This is a genomic window from Streptomyces lydicus, from assembly GCF_004125265.1.
GTDB lineage: Bacteria > Actinomycetota > Actinomycetes > Streptomycetales > Streptomycetaceae > Streptomyces > Streptomyces lydicus_C.
In genome coordinates this window covers 3,092,395-3,111,852 of the sequence record NZ_RDTE01000003.1, presented here as the reverse complement: position 1 = coordinate 3,111,852, position 19,458 = coordinate 3,092,395, and the positions used below count along the sequence as shown (strand labels likewise).

The 19,458-nt window shown below is 66.7% G+C and carries 14 protein-coding genes and 1 pseudogene; 12 read left to right on the top strand and 3 right to left on the bottom strand.

Annotated features, from left to right (window positions below; genetic code table 11):
• Nucleotides 1-26: 26 nt before the first annotated feature.
• Nucleotides 27-920 carry a polyphosphate--glucose phosphotransferase gene (gene ppgK, locus D9V36_RS16040; RefSeq protein ID WP_129294375.1) on the top strand — a complete coding sequence of 298 codons (894 nt, stop codon included), beginning with the start codon at nt 27-29 and terminating at the stop codon, nt 918-920.
• A gap of 13 nt (nt 921-933) precedes the next feature.
• Here the strand turns inward: ppgK and D9V36_RS42860 are convergent.
• Nucleotides 934-1,272: pseudogene (locus tag D9V36_RS42860) on the bottom strand (DUF6542 domain-containing protein); the annotation flags it as partial.
• 692 nt (nt 1,273-1,964) lie between these two features.
• Here D9V36_RS42860 and ychF point away from each other — a divergent pair.
• The 7 genes from ychF (at nt 1,965) to D9V36_RS16000 (ending at nt 6,896) form a co-directional block, all read left to right on the top strand.
• Complete coding sequence (gene ychF, locus D9V36_RS16035; RefSeq protein WP_129294374.1) at nt 1,965-3,053, top strand: redox-regulated ATPase YchF; 1,089 nt, start codon at nt 1,965-1,967, stop codon at nt 3,051-3,053.
• Nucleotides 3,054-3,373: 320 nt separating this feature from the next.
• Nucleotides 3,374-3,565: a hypothetical protein gene (locus D9V36_RS16030; protein WP_129294373.1), complete on the top strand. Its 192-nt coding sequence runs from the start codon at nt 3,374-3,376 to the stop codon at nt 3,563-3,565.
• Nucleotides 3,566-3,690: 125 nt separating this feature from the next.
• The gene (locus tag D9V36_RS16025; protein ID WP_347239882.1) at nt 3,691-4,065 is read left to right on the top strand and encodes a DUF6879 family protein; all 375 of its coding nucleotides are present in this window, start codon (nt 3,691-3,693) and stop codon (nt 4,063-4,065) included.
• Nucleotides 4,062-4,892 carry a helix-turn-helix domain-containing protein gene (locus D9V36_RS16020; RefSeq protein WP_129294372.1) on the top strand — a complete coding sequence of 277 codons (831 nt, stop codon included), beginning with the start codon at nt 4,062-4,064 and terminating at the stop codon, nt 4,890-4,892. Before D9V36_RS16025 ends, D9V36_RS16020 begins: the two co-directional genes overlap by 4 nt.
• A gap of 61 nt (nt 4,893-4,953) precedes the next feature.
• Nucleotides 4,954-5,157, top strand: coding sequence for a hypothetical protein (locus D9V36_RS16015; RefSeq protein WP_241720888.1), 204 nt, complete (start codon nt 4,954-4,956; stop codon nt 5,155-5,157).
• 461 nt (nt 5,158-5,618) lie between these two features.
• The gene (locus D9V36_RS16005; protein WP_129294370.1) at nt 5,619-5,825 is read left to right on the top strand and encodes a hypothetical protein; all 207 of its coding nucleotides are present in this window, start codon (nt 5,619-5,621) and stop codon (nt 5,823-5,825) included.
• Between the two features lie 117 nt (nt 5,826-5,942).
• On the top strand, nt 5,943-6,896 hold the full coding sequence (locus D9V36_RS16000; RefSeq protein WP_129294369.1) for an IS481 family transposase: 954 nt from the start codon (nt 5,943-5,945) through the stop codon (nt 6,894-6,896).
• A 111-nt stretch (nt 6,897-7,007) separates the two neighbouring features.
• Here D9V36_RS16000 and D9V36_RS15995 read toward each other — a convergent pair whose 3' ends face one another.
• Both D9V36_RS15995 and D9V36_RS15990 read right to left on the bottom strand, forming a co-directional pair.
• On the bottom strand, nt 7,008-7,280 hold the full coding sequence (locus D9V36_RS15995; RefSeq protein ID WP_129294368.1) for a hypothetical protein: 273 nt from the start codon (nt 7,278-7,280) through the stop codon (nt 7,008-7,010).
• A 255-nt stretch (nt 7,281-7,535) separates the two neighbouring features.
• A complete protein-coding gene (locus D9V36_RS15990; protein WP_129294367.1) occupies nt 7,536-7,940 on the bottom strand; it encodes a hypothetical protein in 405 nt (134 codons plus the stop codon).
• 351 nt (nt 7,941-8,291) lie between these two features.
• Between D9V36_RS15990 and D9V36_RS15985 the strand changes: the two genes are divergently transcribed.
• The 4 genes from D9V36_RS15985 to D9V36_RS42615 all read left to right on the top strand — a co-directional run bounded on the left by D9V36_RS15985 (nt 8,292) and on the right by D9V36_RS42615 (nt 19,219).
• Nucleotides 8,292-13,184 carry a DEAD/DEAH box helicase gene (locus tag D9V36_RS15985; RefSeq protein WP_206739676.1) on the top strand — a complete coding sequence of 1,631 codons (4,893 nt, stop codon included), beginning with the start codon at nt 8,292-8,294 and terminating at the stop codon, nt 13,182-13,184.
• 1,186 nt (nt 13,185-14,370) lie between these two features.
• A complete protein-coding gene (locus tag D9V36_RS15980) occupies nt 14,371-15,108 on the top strand; it encodes a WXG100 family type VII secretion target (RefSeq protein WP_129294366.1) in 738 nt (245 codons plus the stop codon).
• Entirely contained in the window at nt 15,105-18,824 is a 3,720-nt protein-coding gene (locus D9V36_RS15975; RefSeq protein ID WP_129294365.1) for a DUF6531 domain-containing protein, read from the top strand. Before D9V36_RS15980 ends, D9V36_RS15975 begins: the two co-directional genes overlap by 4 nt.
• Nucleotides 18,825-19,084: 260 nt before the next feature.
• A complete protein-coding gene (locus D9V36_RS42615; protein ID WP_277753447.1) occupies nt 19,085-19,219 on the top strand; it encodes a hypothetical protein in 135 nt (44 codons plus the stop codon).
• Nucleotides 19,220-19,458: the final 239 nt, after the last annotated feature.

Genomic DNA, 19,458 nt, shown 5'->3' with positions numbered 1-19,458 from the left:
CCCCGCCGACGCCTAGCCTTTTCCTCATGAAGGTCTTCGGTGTGGACATCGGCGGATCGGGCATCAAGGGTGCCCCGGTGGATCTGGAGCGCGGCGAGCTCGCGGAGGAGCGCCACAAGGTGCTGACCCCGCATCCGGCCACCCCGGATGCGGTCGCGGACGGCGTCAAGGAGGTCGTGGACCACTTCGGGTGGACGGGCCCGGTCGGCGCGACCTTCCCCGGTGTGGTCACCGACGGGACGACCCGTACCGCCGCCAATGTCGACAAGGGCTGGATCGGGCTCGACGCGGCCGGGCTGCTCACCACGCGGCTCGGCGGCGAGGCCGGCGGCAGCCCCGTCACGGTGCTCAACGACGCCGACGCGGCCGGCCTGGCCGAGATGCGCTTCGGCGCCGGCCGCGGCCGCACCGGCACGGTCATCGTGCTCACCCTCGGCACGGGCATCGGCAGCGCCCTCTTCACCGACGGCCGCCTGGTGCCCAACTCCGAGCTCGGCCACCTGGAGCTGCACGGCCATGACGCCGAGAAGCGGGCCTCCACCAAGGCCAAGGAGGACGAGGCGCTGAGCTGGCAGCACTGGGCGCACCGGGTGCAGAAGTACCTCGCCCATGTGGAGATGCTGTTCTCACCCGAGCTGTTCGTGATCGGTGGCGGGGTGAGCCGCAAGGCGGAGAAGTTCCTGCCGCTGATCGAGGGCGTCAGCGCGGAGATCGTGCCGGCTCAGCTTCAGAACAATGCGGGGATTGTGGGGGCCGCGATGGCTGCCTGCGCCGCTCGGGCTGGCGAGCCACCTGCCGCGGACGGTTCCCCGGCCGCGGCCGCTCCTTCCCGGGCGTCCGCCCCGACGGCCGGTCCTGCGGACCGCGCGGTGCGCTCTGCGGTCGACTCGCCGGTCGGCTGGCCCGACGCCGGGCAATGATCAGCAGCCGGCGGACGATCGCGAGCAGCGCGCTGATCAGCGTGCCGGCGTAGAGCCAGCCGGCGTTCAGCGCGAGGACGGTGAAGACGCCCATCAGCAGCCCGTCGAACCCGCCCGCGCCGCGCTGCAGCGGCAGCGCACCGAGCGTGAACGCGATCGGCAGCGTAACCGGCGCGATGACCAGATCGAACGGCCTGACCCAGAGCGCCGCGCCGATCCCGACCAGCAGGTAGCAGACGCCGTACGGGGCCGGTGCGCCGCCGAGCAGCAGCCGGTCCAGGAAGGCGAAGGCCAGCAGCGCCAGCGTCGCCAGCAGCCAGCAGCCGAGCCCGGTGAGCTTGGCGGCCGGCATCCGGCGGCGCAGGGCGGGGGGCGGGGTGGGCAGGGGGCGCTGCGGGCGCGCCCGGTAGACGGTCGCGGACTCCACGCCCTCCGGTGGGGCCGGGGCGCGTCCCGGTGCCGCCGTCCCGGGCACTTGGGCGGGCGCTCGGAGGGGACCGGCCGGTGCGGGACCACGCGCCGCGGACCGCGCGCCCGCGGGTGCGGACGCCGGTACGGCCGCGAACCCGGAGGCCCGCATCGCGGTGAGGAAGTCGTCGTCGGGGTCGGGGGCCACGGCCTCCGCGGGGCGCGGGAGCCGGGCGTCCTGGCCCGCGGGCGGACCTGCGGACCGCGGCGGGCTGTGCTGGGGGGTGCGCGCTTCGTGTTGCTCCACTCGTCAACGGTAGGCCGCTAAGTGGGATTAACCGGTTACGGGACACGCGCATTGGGCCGAGGTTCGGACTGAATCGTTCCGGGGCGGGCCGCGCGGGGGCCGGGGCGGGGCGCGGCCGGTCCCGGTGGTTGGGGGCTTGTTCCCGGTCCCGGCGGCGGTGGCGGTGGCTTGGCCCCGGTCCCGGTCCCGGCGGCGGTGGCTTGGCCCCGGTCCCGGCCGTGGTCCCGCCCCGGTGGCGGTGGCCCGGCCCGGCCGCCCCGTAGACTGGTGGATCGGCCCTCCGTGGGCCGTGCCCACCCCACCACCTCGCTCGGAAGTCGAGTCGCCACGTGTCGCTCACGATCGGAATCGTCGGTCTGCCGAATGTCGGCAAGTCGACCATGTTCAACGCCCTGACCAAGAACGACGTGCTGGCGGCCAACTACCCGTTCGCCACCATCGAGCCGAACGTCGGCGTGGTCGGTGTCCCCGACCCGCGGCTGGCCAAGCTGGCCGAGATCTTCGCCTCCCAGAAGATCCTCCCCGCCACCGTCGACTTCGTGGACATCGCGGGCATCGTCCGCGGCGCCTCCGAGGGCGAGGGCCTGGGCAACAAGTTCCTCGCGAACATCCGCGAGTCCGATGCGATCTGCCAGGTCATCCGCGCCTTCAAGGACGAGAACGTCGTCCACGTCGACGGCAAGGTCTCACCCAAGGACGACATCGAGACCATCAACACCGAGCTGATCCTCGCCGACCTCCAGACCATCGAGAAGGTCCTGCCGCGCCTCCAGAAGGAGTCGCGCATCAAGAAGGACGTGGCTCCCAAGGTCAAGGCAGTGGAGGAGGCCAAGGCCATCCTGGAGAAGGGCGACACGCTGTTCTCTGCCGGAATCGTCCAGGGCTCCGGCAACGAGGAACTCCTGCACGACCTCCACCTCCTCACCACCAAGCCCTTCCTCTACGTCTTCAACGTCGACGAGGACGAGCTGACCGACGAGGACTTCAAGAACGAGCAGCGCGCCCTGGTGGCCCCCGCCGAGGCGATCTTCCTGAACGCCAAGCTGGAGGCCGACCTCGCCGAGCTGGACGAGGACGAGGCCCTGGAACTCCTCCAGTCCGTCGGCCAGGAAGAGCCGGGCCTGGCCACCCTCGCCCACGTCGGCTTCAACACCCTCGGCCTGCAGACCTACCTGACGGCCGGCCCCAAGGAAACCCGCGCCTGGACCATCAAGAAGGGCGCCACCGCCCCCGAGGCCGCCGGAGTCATCCACACCGACTTCCAGAAGGGCTTCATCAAGGCCGAGATCATCTCCTTCGCCGACCTCGTCGAAACCGGCTCGGTCGCCGAAGCCCGCGCCGCGGGCAAGGCCCGCATGGAGGGCAAGGAGTATGTGATGCAGGACGGGGATGTGGTGGAGTTCCGGTTCAACGTGTAGGGGCTGATTCCTTGATCGGCTGAAATGGCTGGTCAGAGCAAGAAAACCCAGGTCAGGGGTCAGATCTTCGGGTCTGGCCCCTTCCTGTTTTCTCCGGCTGATTCCGGGCTTTTCCTGGGAGCGTGCTGACTTGGTGCTGACCCTCGCGGCGGCTCGCGGAAGCCCTGACCTGGGGCTCCAGCGGGGAGCGAGGGGCAGCCTATGGGAGCGGCCCGGCGGGGAGCGGTTTCCCGTTCCGGAAACCCGAAGCCCTTGTGACACGGTCCGTCGACTGGGAACGATGAACGGGACACCGGAGCACGGGAACGAGGGGGCACCGTATGAGGCTGACGAAGCTGGCCACGACCTGTGAGAACGGGGACTGTCCCACCCTGTATGCGACCGACAGGGGAACCCTGATCGTGCAAGGGGGCGTGCCGACCGGACACGGCCTCGACCTGCCGGAGGGTGAAGCCCTGGTGGAAATCCCGATGGACCTCATTCGGAAGGCAATCCGTGATCAGCGCATCTAACGACCTGGCCGCCCGCTTCTCCACTTTCCAGGAGGAGGCGTTCCGGCTGGAAACCCCGCCGCCTTCCGCTCCTTCCTCGCGGGGAGCCCAAGCCCGCGGACTACAATGCGGGCTGGTTGGAGACTGTGAGCAAGGCGACGGAGAGCGGGAAGCGCATGGTGCGTGTCCACGTCCTGTCCCGCCCGCTCACGCCGTACCTCCGCTACGAGCTGGGCTGGGGCTACCTGACGAACATGACTGCGGGCGAGGAGTTCCACATCCTCGACACGACCGACCGCCCGAACCCGCTGGAGGGTGCGCCCGACTTCTGGCTCTTCGACGGCCGTGAGCCGGTCGTTCTCAACTACGACGAGAACGGCGCGTTCATTGGTCCGACCTTCATCCCGGCGGAGAGTGCGTTGCCCACGGGCAAGGAGTTCGAGCACGCCACTTATCGAAGCGTCGCCCTGGCCATGTCGGTGCCCTTCACCGAGTGGTGGGAGAAGCACGGAGCAGCGTGAATCAGGCAGAACTGGGCGCCGCGCTGCGGGCGCTTCGGCGGGCATCCGGCAAGGAGGCCAAGGCCGTTGCCCGCAGCTCCGTCATGTCGACTGCCAAGCTGTCGAAGATCGAGAACGGCCTTGTAGCCCCGGCGACGGCGGACGTGGAACGTATCCTCACGGCCTTGGACGTGTCCCCGGAGATCAAGGCCGAGTACCTTGCCGTAGCCCGCGCACAGGCCACAGAGGCAACCGCGTGGCGCCTCTTCCGGCGCATGGGCTACCACAAGAAGCAGGAGCAGATCAGGGCACTTGAGTCCTCGATGACGCTCTTGCGCCTCTTCCAGCCGTCCCTCGTTCCCGGCCTGCTCCAGACGCCTGAGTACATTCGGGCAGTGCTGAAGCCGAAGGGCCTCACGGACGAACAGCTCTTCCGTACGGTCTCCGCCCGGATCGAGCGGCAACGCGTCCTGTACGACACCAGCAAGGCGCTGCGCTTCGTGGTGACCGAATCCGTCCTGCGGTGGCGTCTCCTCCCGGCCGCGATGATGGCGGGCCAGCTGGACCGCATCGTGTCGGTGTCCCGTCTGCCGAACGTGGAGGTGCGAGTAGTCGCCCTCGACGCGCCTCAGCGCGACGTTCCCGACCACTCCTTCGTCATCCGGGACGACCGCGTGGTGACGGTCGAGACGACGCACGCCGAGATGGTTGTGACTGACCCACGGGATGTCTCCCTGTACGTCGAGAAGTTCGACCGCTTCACCTCCGTGTCTCTTGCCGGGGACGCTATGCGCGACCTGGTCGAGGGCATCCGGGACGCGTTCCTGCGCGAACGGGAAACGGACTAGATCCGGCCCGCCGGACCAGCTGACGATGGCCTCCTCGACAAGATGCGGGGAGGCGTACGAGATGCGCGGAGAACAGGCGACGATGCCGGAACTGGTGGCCTTGTCCCTACCGCCGGCCCGACCGGAGCCCGTCCCGGGCTGCCGAGAGTGTCTCGGCTTCGCGGTGCAGCGGGCCAACGCCGTGTCCATCGGCGACTACTCCAAGGTGTCGGACATGAACGTGATCCTGCGGGCTCACCTGCGCGACGCACACGGGAGCGAGTAATGGCCCGCGCTGTCCTCCGTTACGTGCAGCACCGCATCACACAGCACCCGAACACGGACATGACCTTCGAGGCGGAGTGCCTCCACTGTGAGTGGACTGCGCGGCCGTCGGAGGACGGGGCGACTGTGGACGTTGAGTGCATGGGTCACACAGGACGCAGCGGGCATAAGGGCTTTCGGCGCGTGTGCACGTCGTTCGCCCTGGTGCTGAGGGCGGAGGGGGAGGGCCCCTCGGCGCACCCACGGGATGGCAAGTAGTACGGGCAGGAGGTGCGCCAGAAGTGGCGTGTGTGAGCCGAGCAAGCCCCTGTCTACCCCGGCGGCTTCCCCGCTGGGCAGCAGAGGTCGGCCCGGCCGAAGAGGTGACAACGATGGTCGGATACGCGATATCGAACAGAGGCGAGTCCGTGACGAAGAAGCCCGAGGCGGAGAAGCCGATGACCAAGGAGGAGTGGATCGAAGATGACCAAGGAGGAGTGGATCGAACTGCAACTGGCCAATGCCCCGGAACCGACGGCCGAGGATGTCTGGTGGGTACTGAACAGGTTCTGCTTCCCACGGGAGCAGGTCCAAGCAGCCTATGAGGCCATGATGCGCGAGCGGGAGGAGAGTGCGGAGGCAGAGCGGTCCGGAGACAGTCGCGCGGAATACATGCAGACAGAGCCCTAGGTGTTCTGTCCACGGAGGTTGGTGACGCAGGTCTCGGCTGAGTGATCTTGAAATGGGTGAGGGCCTTCTGGCCTGGTGTGGATTGCGACATCTGCACCGGCGACCAGAAAGGCCCTCGTGCCTCACCGTAATGCACCTCTGACAGAGACCGGTCGGCTGCGTCTGGCCCGTTGCGTGGTCAAGGACGGCTGGCCACTGCGTCGGGCCGCTGAACGCTTCCAGGTCTCGCCCACAACAGCTCAGCGATGGGCTAAGCGCTACCGGCTGTTCGGGGAGGCGGGCATGGCAGACCGGTCAAGCCGCCCGCACACGAGCCCGCGCCGCACCCCGAACCGCACCGAACGGCGCATCATCAAGGTCCGGCTTCTGCGCCGGTGGGGCCCGGCCCGCATCGCACACCTGCTACGCCTGGTGCCCTCGACCGTGCACCGCGTACTGACCCGCTTCGGCCTGGCCCGCCTGGCCCACCTGGACCGGGTCACCGGCCGCGTCATACGCCGCTACGAACGCGACCGGCCAGGCGAACTCGTCCACGTGGACATCAAGAAGCTCGGCAACATCCCCGACGGCGGCGGCCACAAAACCCTCGGCCGCCAAGCAGGCCGCAAGACCCGCTCCGGCGCCGGCTACAGCTACATCCACACCGCCGTCGACGACCACTCCCGCCTCGCCTACAGCGAGATCCACACAGATGAGAAGAAGGAGACCGCCACAGGCTTCTGGGCCCGCGCCCAGGCGTTCTTCACCGCCTGCGGGATCACCGTCGAACGCGTCCTGACCGACAACGGCGCCTGCTACCGCTCACGCGACTGGCGCCGCGCCCTCACGGCGGCCGGCATCACCCACAAGCGAACCCGGCCCTACCGACCGCAGACGAACGGCAAAGTCGAACGCCTCAACCGGACCATGCTCGACGAATGGGCCACCGCCCGCTCCTACCGCTCAGAGACCGAACGCCGACAAGCGTTCCCACAGTGGCTTCACACCTACAATCACCACCGCGGACACACCGCCCTCAAGGGCCAGCCACCCGCCAGCCGCGTCCCCAACCTCACAGGGCAATACACCTAGGCTTCACAGGCCCTGCCGCCCGACCTCGCTTGTCGGGGGATCAACTTGCCGAGCTGAGCTCAGGCAGCCGGACCTCGACCTCTTCGAGGTTCCCGACGAGGCGGACGGCGCTCAGTTGACTGGGGAAGCGCAGGCCAGGAACGGCCCGGCTGCCTTGCCCCAGGACTCACCCCGTGCGAGCGCAGCCGTCCCCTCAGTGCGCAGAGACTCGACCACGGGCCCGAGGAAGTCGGTCCGCCAGTGCTGCACGGTCTCCGGCTTCATGCCGCTCGCGTCGACCACGGCCCCCACTCCGGCTTCGAGGACAGCCGCGCCCTGTGCCGCATCGCTCCCGGTCCACGCGTCTGCATGCTCGGCTATCAGCGCCCACGTCAGCTTGATCATGGGATGGATCGTAGAGGCGGTGGCGAGGAACCAGGAGAGGACGAGGGGTGGGGTATGAACCCTGGGGGCTGTATACTCCCCGCCGCCGGCTCTTAGCAGCTCGGATTCTGCCACGGTTCCAGGGGTGACGAGGGTCTCTCACCCGTCACGTCAAGGCATCTCATATCTGCAGGTCAGTGGCGGCGAGAGCGTTCCGCAGGGCCTCCGCCGGCACTGCACAGAAACGAGGGGCTGCGGCACCCTTCGCCGAGGTGCTTAGGCTGCGGTTCCGTACATCCAGCGGCGAACCACGGTGTAACCGTCAGGAAGCTCTTTCCCGGTCAGCTCCCTGTACCTCGCCTTGGCCTCTTCGCTGGCTTGGTGGTCGGCGGGGAGCTTTCGGAGGAAGGGGTCGCTGTCAGGGTTAGGGGAGGACTGGCGAGGCTGGTCCGTAGCTTCATCGTCGGAGGCCGGTTCGTAATCCCCGATGTCCTCGGCCTCGTACCTCCCGGGGCTCTGCCTTACGAGGTAAGCGACCACGGCCAGACCTACGATCAGAGTCACGTCGCCGATAACGCGGATCTTCGGCTTGTGCTTGGCGTACCAGCTCTCCGTCTTCTCGACGGAGGGTGCGGGATCGCCATTTGCGGGAGCGGGTTCACCGGGCGTGGAGTCGTCCATGTGCACACATCTATCGGACCCAGCCATCACCTGTCAGGCAATCAATCGACATCGCTACTGTTCGTCAGGCTGAAGTAGATCTGTGCGTCTTCGCGAAGGTGTGGCCTTCGGTCGCCGCAGCCGACTTCTGTCTTCACGCTGGCCGCCCTCCGTGCGGTACCGCTCCTTCGGCGCGGTGGACGGCATCCATTGCACCCTCGCCGTTGCGTTTACCGATGCGGGTGAGGGTACGAGCGGGCGCTGACAAGGGGGCCGATTCGACGCCTGAAGACGGGACTCGCCAGTAGTGTTATGGCAATTCTGGTGTGACCGACGAAGCGCGCGGACGGGCGTGCTACTGACTGTGATGGGGTGCGAATCGCGTTGAGCGGGACCACGACTGCGACGACGGTGCACGACGTTCTCAAGGCGATCCGCGAGAGCTCCACCGTGAACCGGGATCGAGGGACCCGCTTCGAGGAGCTCATGGTGCAGTACCTGGGAGCGGACCCAGACTGGTCCGAACAGTTCACCCAGGTGTGGATGTACCACAACTGGCCCGGCGCGGAGAGCGATAAGCGGGACGTCGGTATCGACTTGGTGGCGCAGGACCGTGAGACCGGCGGCTACTGCGCCATCCAGTGCAAGTTCTACGAGCCGCAGCACACCGTCCAGAAGTCCGACCTCGACTCCTTCTTCACGGCCTCGGGTAAGGGTGTCTTCACCCGCCGAATGATCATCTCGACGACGGATAAGTGGGGGACGAACGCCGAGTCCGCCCTGGATGACCAGCAAATTCCAGTCACTCGCATCGGTCTGGCCGATATCGAGGCAAGCCCGGTCGAGTGGCACGTTCCCGCCGCTCCCGAGGGTCCGGTCGAGCTGCGGCTCCGGGGCAAGAAGACTGCGCGCCCACATCAGCGTGAAGCGATCGACGCGGTCTTCGAAGGCTTCACCTCCCACCAGCGCGGCAAACTGATCATGGCCTGTGGCACGGGCAAGACCTTCACCGGCCTGAAGATCGTCGAACGGCTCCAGCAGGAGCGCGCGAAGCGCGGCGAGGGCGACCACACCACCGTGCTCTTCATGGTCCCCTCAATCGCACTGCTCTCGCAGACCCTGCGGGAGTGGTCGTACGAGACCGAGACGTCGATGCGGCGCTTCGCCGTTTGCTCCGACAGCAAGGTCAGCAAGCAGAAGAAGGTCGACGCCGACAGCACGGACATGTCGACACACGACCTTGCCTTGCCCGCCACCACCAGCCCTGACAAGCTCATCGAGCAGGTCGCGAGCGTGGAGGCCGGACCCGGACTGACCGTGGTCTTCTCGACTTACCAGTCCATCGACACCATCGCCCAGGCGCAGCAGGTCGGCCTGCCCGATTTCGATCTCATCCTGTGCGACGAAGCGCACCGCACCACCGGCGCCACCCTCACCGTCGGCGACGAGTCGAACTTCGTCAAGGTCCACGACAACGGCTATATCCGCTCCGCCCGCCGCCTGTACATGACGGCCACCCCACGCCTGTTTAGCGAAGAGGCCAAGACGGACGCGAAGAACACCGAGACCGTCCTGTGCTCCATGGACGACGAGGACCTCTACGGTCCGGAGTTCCACCGCCTCGGCTTCGGCAAGGCCGTCGAGCAGGGCCTGCTGACCGACTACAAGGTGCTCATCCTCACCATCGACGAGGGCAAGGTCGCCGAGTCCCTCCAGCAACAGCTCGCCGACGACAACAACGAGCTCAACCTCGACGACGCCGCGAAGATCGTCGGCTGCTGGAACGGAATGGCCAAGCGCACCGGAAAACTCGCCGACGGCTCAGGCTTCGAACCCGGCGAAGCACCTATGCAGCGGGCCGTGGCCTTCGCCCGGAACATCAACGAATCCAAGGAACTCGCCAAGCGCTTCCGCGAGGTCGTCCAGGCGTACGACGGCGCCGACGAAGAGATCCTCCAGTGCGACGTCGACCACGTCGACGGCACTTTCAACACCCTGCGCCGCAACGACCTCCTCGACTGGCTCAAGCAGGACCCCGGAGCAAACAGGGCCCGCATCCTTTCCAACGCCCGCTGCCTGTCCGAAGGCGTCGACGTACCCAGCCTGGACGCCGTCCTCTTTCTCCACCCCCGCAACTCCGTCGTCGATGTCGTCCAGTCCGTCGGCCGCGTCATGCGCCTGGCCGAGGGCAAGAAGTACGGCTACATCATCTTGCCCGTCGCCGTCCCCGCCGGCATGCCCCCAGAGCAGGCCTTGGCCGACAACCGCCGCTTCCGCACCGTATGGCAAGTCCTCCAAGCTCTGCGCGCCCACGATGACCGCTTCAACGCCACCGTCAACCAGCTCGACCTGAACAACCGCCGCCCCGACAACATCATGGTTGCCAACGCCACGGACGACCGCGAGTCCATCTCTGGCGAAGGGGGCGGTCGCGGCGACGGGCAGGGTGAGGCGAGCGCGGCCCAGTACGTCCAGACCACGCTCCATATGGAGGACTGGCGCGACGCGATCTACGCCCAGATCGTCAAGAAGGTCGGCCAGCGCCAGTACTGGGAAGACTGGGCCAAAGACATCGCCCAGATCGCTGGACGCCACAAGACCCGGATCGAGGCGGCCCTCGCCCTCCCCGACAAGAAGGCTGCCTTCGAGACCTTCCTCGGTGAGCTGCGCGCGAGCATAAACCCAGGTGTTACCGAGACCGACGCCCTCGACATGCTCACCCAGCACATCGTCACCAAGCCCGTCTTCGACGCGCTCTTCAAGGGCTACGCGTTTGCCGAACGCAACCCCGTCTCCCTGGCCATGCAGCGCATGCTTGATGTCCTGGACGACCAGAATCTCGACGACGAGGCCAAGACCCTCCAAGGCTTCTACGACTCTGTACGCAAGCGGGCAGAGGGCATCGACAACCATGAGGGCCGTCAGCGCGTCATCATCGAGCTGTACGACAAGTTCTTCAAGACCGCTCTGCCCAAGACCGCCGATGCCCTCGGCATCGTCTACACCCCCGTCGAGATCGTCGACTTCATCCTCCGCTCCACCGACCAGGCCCTCGCCAAGCACTTCGGCACCTCCCTGTCCGACGAAGGCGTCCACATCCTCGACCCCTTCACGGGCACGGGTACCTTCCTCGTCCGCCTCCTCCAGTCCGGCCTCATCAAGCCCGACGACATCCTGCGCAAGTACGTCCACGAACTCCACGCCAACGAGATCGTGCTGCTCGCCTACTACATCGCCGCCGTCAACATCGAGGCCGCCTTCGAGGACATGAGCGAGTCGGACGACTACACGCCCTTCGAGGGCATCGTCCTGACCGACACCTTCCAACTCGCCGAAGGCCACGCGGAACGCCTCTTCGGCGGCCTGGAGGGCAACAGCGAGCGCGTCCGGAAGCAACAGGCGCAGGACATCCGCGTCATCATCGGCAACCCGCCGTACTCGGCGGGGCAGGACAGCCAGAACGATGACAACCAGAACGTCAAGTACGAAGCTCTGGACGCAAGGATCGCTCAGACCTACGCAGCGAAGTCATCAGCAACGCTGAAGAACTCCCTCTACGACTCCTACATCCGCGCCATCCGCTGGGCCTCGGACCGCATCAAGGACGAGGGCGTCATCGCCTACGTCTCCAACGGCGGCTACATCGATGGCAACACCGCCGACGGACTACGCCTCTCCCTGGTGAACGAGTTCGACGCGATCTACTGCTACAACCTGCGCGGCAACCAGCGCACGGCCGGGGAACTCTCCCGTAAGGAGGGCGGCAAGGTCTTCGGCTCAGGCAGCCGAAGCACCGTTGCCGTCCTGATCCTCGTCAAGGGCGGAACCGCCGCTGGCACGGGCGAAGGCTGCCAGCTCCACTACCGGGACATCGGCGACTACCTCAACCGCGAGGACAAGCTCCGCATCGTGTCCGGCCAGGCCCTCGATACGGTGGAATGGCAGCAGATTTCCCCGAGCCCGGAGGGCGACTGGATCAACCAGCGCGACGAGCGGTTCGCTACCTTCCAGGCCATCGGCGAGAAGGACAAGGCTCTGCGGGAGCGGTCGGTCTTCGTCCTCCACTCCAACGGCCTCATGACTGGCCGCGACTCTTGGGTCTACAACTTCTCCCGACCGAAGCTCACGGAGAACGTCGAGTCGACGATCGACTTCTACAACGAACAGGTCCGCGGCTTCGAGGCGCACTGCGAAGAGACAGCACTGGCTTCCCCGTCAGCAGCCGACATCGACCGGTACATCGACAACGACCCGAAGAACATCAGCTGGAACCGGCCGGACAAGACGAATATCGCGAAGGGGCGGCGGTATGCCTTCGACGGACAACGTCTCTTCACGTCCACGTACCGGCCCTTCACGAAGCAGCATCTGTACTTCGACTCGCAGCTGAACGACATCGTCTCCCAGCTCCCCCGCCTGTTCCCGACGCCCGAGCACGAGAACCTCGGCTTCTATGTCGTTGGGGAAGGGTCAGCAGTGCCGTTCTCGGTCATGATGCTCGACTGCCTACCCGACCGTCACGTCACGGGGGCAGGTAGCGGCGGCAAGTTCTTCCCCCGCTACGCCTACCGTGAGCTGAGCACCGGCGATGACCTCTTCGCATCCAGCGAAGGCACAAGCGACGGCGACGCCTACGAGCGTGTAGACAACATCACCGACGCGTGCCTCCGCGACTACCGCAAGACGTACGCCGACGACACGATCACCAAGAACGACGTCTTCTACTACACCTACGGCTTGCTCCACTCCCCCTACTACCGAACCCAGTTCGCCGCCGACCTGAAGAAGTCGCTGCCCCGCATCCCGAAGGTGCGCGACTTCCGCGGCTTCGCCGAAGCCGGCCGAGTGCTCGCCGACCTCCACCTCGGCTACGAGACCGTAGCGCCGTACGACGGGATCGTGGAGGAGGTCAGCGGTGGTAGCGCGAACACCGCGCCATCGGAGCTGTTCCGGGTGACGAAGATGAAGATCGTCAAGAGGTCGGGCGAGGCGGTTCGGTCCACGATCGTCTACAACAAGCGCATCACGCTCTCCAACATCCCGGAGGAGGCGTATCGCTACCAGCTCGGTGCGCGCTCGGCGATCGAGTGGATCATCGACCGGTACCAGGTGAAGGTCGACAAGGCCAGCGGGATCGTGAACGACCCTAACGACTGGTCCGATGATCCGCGCTACATCATCGACCTGCTCAAGCGGATCGTCACGGTCAGCCTGGAGACGATGAAGATCGTGGACAGCCTCCCCAAGCTGGACATCCTGGAGTAGTCGCAGGGCTCGACTGACGACGCAACGCGGCGGCGGAGGGGTGATCGAAGCAGGTAGAGCCAGGCGAGCGGCAACGGCGAGTTAAAGGGGAGCGGCGGCGAAGGTCTGCAAGTGGAAGGCGAAGGCTTTCGGTTAGCCGCCTAACTCTTCCAAGCGGCCCACGGCCGCTCATGTCGCCTTGCTTCTTCGCCGCTACACGTAGGTACGTAAGTCGTCTCGCCCTGTGGGCGGCCCCTTTCGGGCAGGCCGCCACTTCAGCTTCCCGGCTTCCTGTCCACAGCCTGCTCATACTTGTCGGCCAGGGCCTTGAGGGTTGTCTCGCGCGGCTGTTCTCGAGGATGCGGGCTATGAGGGCTTCATCCCATGGACCCGGCTTGGGCAGGCTGACGGCCTTCAGACCGGGCTCGATGCGCTCCCAGACGGGGATCTCGTTGTCTGCGCTGGCGCGCCGTACGGTGACGGGGATGTCGAGTTCTTCGGTGGCTCGGTTGCTGGCGGTATGGAGCCGCCGTCCCTGCTTGCCGGAGTTGCGCAGGGCGATGAGGCCACGGGCGGCAGCGCCCATGGCGCGGCCTCCGATCGGGGAGGACGCAACGCACATCCCTTCTCCCGTCCCCTTGGGTGTGTGGGTGACGAGGAGCGTAGGGATGCCGAGATCGCTGATCGGTCGGAGACTGTTGACGATGCGCTGCGCGGTGACGGATGACGCAATGTCCTCACCAGGGGCGAGCGCTCCGATGACGTTGTCCAGGACGAAGAGACCGGGCTTGATGCTGGCAAGGTCATCGTAGATGCCTGCCCAGTACCACGGATCTCCGGAGCCGGAGAAAGGGAAGACAGTCACTGAGTCGTCGGGAACGGCGCCGTCCATGCGCTCCTTCAGCTCGGCCGGCGCGCCGTCGTCAGTCAGGCCGAAGACGATGTGGTCGAGCGGAACGGCCTGACCACACACGGCCGCCCCGGCGACCACCCGGTCGCCGACTACCCTTGCTGGCCGGCCTCGTCGCCGAGGCCGCCGCCTGCCAACTGAACCTGGCCACGCCCAAGGCAATTGATCAAAGAAGCTGCCAACCGCACCAGAAGACACACTGATGACCCTGCCTCGAATATTTCTTTGCCCGCCCCTTGCACCCCCTTGAACACCATCTGGTGAGCTGCTGTGGGGCTTCAACAAGGGGGGACAGGTATGGCGATCGAGCTGCCTGGTCAGGTGGTGTCGTTCCTTCAGTTCATCGGGGTGAACTGGCCGGACATCAATGAGGACAAGGTCCGCGAGTTCGGTTCCCACGTGCGGGATTTCGCGCAGAAGGTCGATGACACCCACAAGGAATGCACCTCCACAGTCAAGCAGCTCGAAGACGTGTATCAGGGTGTGTCGTACGAGGCGCTGCTGGCCAAGTGGGGGCAGATGTCCGACGGCCACATGGCGGAGCTGGTCAACGCCTGCCATGTGGTGGCCGACGCACTGGATGTCTCGGCGGACACGATCGAGGCGATGAAGCTGGAGGCGATCGCCGAACTCACCGTGCTGGCCATCACGTTCGTCGCCGATCAGGCCGCCGCGGTCGCCACCTTGGGGATCGCGGAGGCGGCCGAGGCGCTGGTCATCGAGGCCGCCGAAAAGCTCATGGACTATCTGGTGCAGCAGTTGGAGCAGTACATCATCGGCCAGGTCATCGAGGCGGCCATCGATCCGCTGGTCGAGACGGTCAGCAGGGCGGTAGGCGGCCTGGTGTTCCAGGCTGCCCAGTCCGCACTGGGTGTCTCCGCCGGCGGCGGGGGCGAGGGGCGTGCTGGGGAGAGTTTCTCCATCCATCCGGAGGCGCTGCACGCGCGCGCGGAGAAGCTGCACGGCCATGCACGGACGGTGGCATCGCACGCCGCCGAATTCGGGACGAAGGCGGCGGGGGCGAGCTTCGTATGAGCAACCCGATCGTCAAGGCGCTGGAACACGCCGCCGAGAAGCTGGGCAAGACCCTTGGCAAGGACGCCGGCAAGGCGGTGCAGGACATGTACCACGGGGCGGGCCACCGGCTGAAGAAGGTCGCCACCAACCACGCGGAGAACGACGCCAAGCACGCTGCGGAGCTCGACAAGCTCTTCAAGGGTGGCAAGGAGGATATACCGCACGCGCCCCACGCGACGGGCGGCGGCCGCCCCGGCGGCGGCGACAAGCCGTCCAACGTGCGGCCGGGCTCGATGAACGGCTCCACCAGCGACCCACACCTCACCGGCCGCCCCACGGGCGACCGGCCCTGTGAGAACGACCCGGTCGACGTCGCCAGCGGCGAGCTGCTGCAGACGGAGACCGATCTCGACCTGCCCGGTGTTCTGCCGCTGCGGATCTCCCGTACGCACCTGTCCTCGTACCGGTACGGGCAGTTCTTCGGCCCGTCATGGGCCTCTGCGCTGGACGAACGTCTGGAGGTGGCGGAGGACGGGGTCGTCTGGGCCCGTGAGGACGGCTCCTTGCTGCGGTATGAGTCGCTGCCAACAGCGGGCAGCGGCGGGGCGTCCTATCCCGTCACCGGGGCATGGCTGCCGCTCGTCCATGCCGGCACCGGGGCGCTCGGCGAGACCACGTACGAGATCACCGACCGGCGCACCGGCATCGTCCGCGTCTTCGCCGACTCCCCCTCCCGGTCGGGCTGGTTCTGGCTGCAGTGCGTCGTCGACCGGAACGGCAACGAGATCGCCCTCTCCCGCCTTGAGGACGGCACCCCGACGACGGTCCACCACAGCGGCGGCTACGTCGTGCGTATCCACACCGAGGCCGGCCGCGTCTCCTACCTCGCCCTGGACACCTCCGACGGACCGGCCGAGATCAAGTCCTACCGCTACGACCACGGCAGCGGCAACGTCACCCACGTGGTCAACTCCTCAGGGAAGGCCCTGGAGTTCGGTTACGATAGCTTCGGTCGGATGACCTCGTGGACGGACCGGAACGGCTCGACGTTCCGGTACGAGTACGACCAGTGGCATCGTGTCGTGCGTACGATCGGCCCGGATGGTGTCCTCTCCAGCCGCTTCGCCTACGACCGTGCCCAGCGCACCACCCGGTACGTCAACTCCCAGGGTGCCGTCACCGTCTACCGGTTCAACGCCCAGCATCAGGTGATCGCCGAGACCGATCCGCTCGGGAACACGGTCAGGCGTGAGTGGGACGAGCACGGCAACCTCCTCGCCGAGACGGACCCGCTGGGCCACACCACCCATTACGCGTACGACGACGCCCAGAACCTCACCGCAGTTCACCGGCCTGACAGCACCACGGTCCGCGCCGTGTACAACGGCCTGAACCTGCCGGTGGAGATCACCACGCCGGACGGCTCGGTCTGGCGGCAGGCATTCGACGAGGGGGGCAACCTCACCGAGCACACCGCGCCGGACGGCACCGTCACACGGTACGGGTACGACCTCACCGGCGCGGTCGCCGAGATCATCGCCGCGGACGGCTCCAGGTCGAGCTACGCGAACAACGGGGTCGGCCTGCCGACCTCGTACACCGACCCTCTCGGCCACACCGCGCACGTTGAGCGCGATACCTTCGGGCGCCCAGTCGCACTGACCGACCCACTCGGAGTGCGTACGCACCTGGAGTGGACCCGCGAAGGCAAGATCGCCACCCGCACCGGCGCGGACGGCGCCCGGGAGACCTGGGAGTGGGACGGGGAAGGCAACCTCCGCCGGCACACAGATCAGGTGGGCGGCGTTTCGGCGTACGCGTACACGCACTTCGACAAACTCGTCTCCCGCACCACCCCCGACGGCGCCACTTACTGCTTCACCTACGACACCGAGCTGCGCCTCACCCAGGTCACCGACCCCGCCGGCCTGACCTGGGACTACACCTTCGACGAAGCGGGCCGCCGCACCGCCGAATCCGACTTCGACAACCGGACCTCCACTTACGGTCACGATGCCGCGGGGCGCCTCGCCACCCGTATCACCCCCACCGGCGACAGCGTTACCTACGAGCGGGACTCCCTGGGCCGCATCACATCCAAGGAGGCTGCCGGATACGTCACCCGCTACCGGCACGACCCCCAGGGCCGCCTCCTCGAAGCCGTCACTGCCACCTCCCGCGTCGCCTATGAACGCGACGTACGCGGCCGGGTGCTGGCGGAGACGGTCGACGGCCGCACCGTCCGCCACACGTACGACGAACTGGGCCGCCGCACTTCCCGCACCACGCCGACGGGTGCCGTCACCCACTACGCCTACGATGCCGCAGGCCGCACCACCGGCGTCGACATCGGCAGCCACGCCCTCGCCTTCACCCACGACGCTGCAGGCCGCGAGACCACCCGCACCTTCGGCACCCCCGACGCCCCGGTTTCGGTGACCTCGGTGTGGGACGTGTCCGGCCGCCTCGTCGCCCGCGCCGCCGCCGCCCCCGGCCGCACCCTCACCTCCCGCACCTACCGCTACCGGCCGGACGGCCACCTCACCGCCATCACCGACGAACGCCTCGGCACCGGCCGCGAGTTCACCCTCGACCCGATCGGCCGCCCCCTCGGCGTCAGCGCCGAGAACTGGATCGAGCGCTACAGCTACGATCTCGCGGGAAACCAGACCGAGGCCGCTTGGCCCGACCAGGCCGGCCACGACGAGGCCCGCGGCCCCCGCACCTACGCCGGCACCCGTCTGGAGTTCGCAGGCCGCGTCCGCTACGAGTACGACGCCGCAGGCCGCATCACACTCCGCCAGAAGAAGCGCCTGTCGGCCAAGCCCGACACCTGGCGCTATGCATGGGACGCCGAAGACCGCCTCACGGCCTGCACCACCCCCGACGGCACCCACTGGGCCTACACCTATGACGCCCTCGGGCGTCGCGCCTCCAAGAGCCGCCTCACCGCGGACGGTCAATCACCGGCCGAGACCGTGGCGTTCACCTGGGACGGCACCCGCCTCGCCGAGGAGCATTCCAGCACCACCGGCGTCACCACCACCTGGGACCACAAGGGACACACCCCTCTTGCCCAGTACGAACGCAAGCACCTCTCCCAGGACGAAGTCGACACCCGCTTCTTCGCCATCGCCACCGACCTCACGGGTATGCCGACGGAGCTCATCAGCGAGGACGGCGATCTCGCGTGGCAAGCCCGCACCACCACCTGGGGCTCCACAGCCTGGAACCGCAACGCCACCGCGTACACGCCCCTGCGCTACCCCGGGCAGTACGCCGACCGCGAGACGGAGCTGCACTACAACTTCTTCCGGCACTACGACCCCGACACCGGGCGGTATGCCAGCCCGGACCCGCTCGGGCTCGGACCGGCCGCCAATCCGGTCAGCTATGTACTGAACCCCTCACGTTGGCGGGATCCCCTTGGTCTGTTCGGCTGCGAGGACGATGACGAATTCTCAAGCCACCACGAACCAGCGCGTGATCTTTCCCGGTACACTGAGGGACAGAGTACCCGCGATCCGAGTTCGCAGTGGTATCACGAATACCTGAGTAACGATGAGCTTGTGGCGTCATTCAACAATGCTGGACCAGGGGATGGATTCCTTGTTTCGCCCGGAGGGCAAGTACTCGGTGGGCACCACCGATGGGATGAGCTCATGACCAGGGTGGGCGATGGCCGTATCGATCCCGAAACTCCCATCCGTGTCGATGTTCTTGGCGGGGAGTAGCGCCTATGTCACTCGTCCGGTCTTCAGATCCTGATTTTCGCGTGTGCCAGGTCCGCTTCGCGGATCTGCTTGAACTGCAGTTGCGGGCAGAGAGGGAAGGATGGGCAACGCGGTGGTCATCTGAAGAGTCCCTCCGTGGGCAGGTGAAGGAGGCCGCCGTATTTCTCTGCCCCATCTTGCGGGAGGGGCGAAATGGTGACGTTCGCTCCTATCGATGCCTCGTGCTTTTCCCGTCGGCAAAGGGGGACACCGCAGGAGGAGTGACAACGATCGACATCGCCCCAGAGGTGCTCGCGTCGCTGGAAAGGATTGATCGAGATCCGGAGGTGAGAAAGGCGTTTGCGAGAATTTTCTCCATCGCTTCGGGTGGCATCTCCATGGTCTCGAAAGACTGATTTCATCCGGTCGCGACCGGATCAAGGGGATGCGCGGATGCGAGCCCGCGAACCCTTTACGGAACCGACTGCTGGGTGCCCGCTGGATCGGACGCTGCGTCGGGGCGTTCCCGCCGGTCACTGCCGAGGCGTCGACATTCCGGTTCAATGTGTAGTGCCTGATTCCTTGATCGGCCGAAATTGCTGGTCAGGGCAAGAGCCCCGAGGTCAGGGGTCAGATCTTCAGCTCTGGCCCCTTC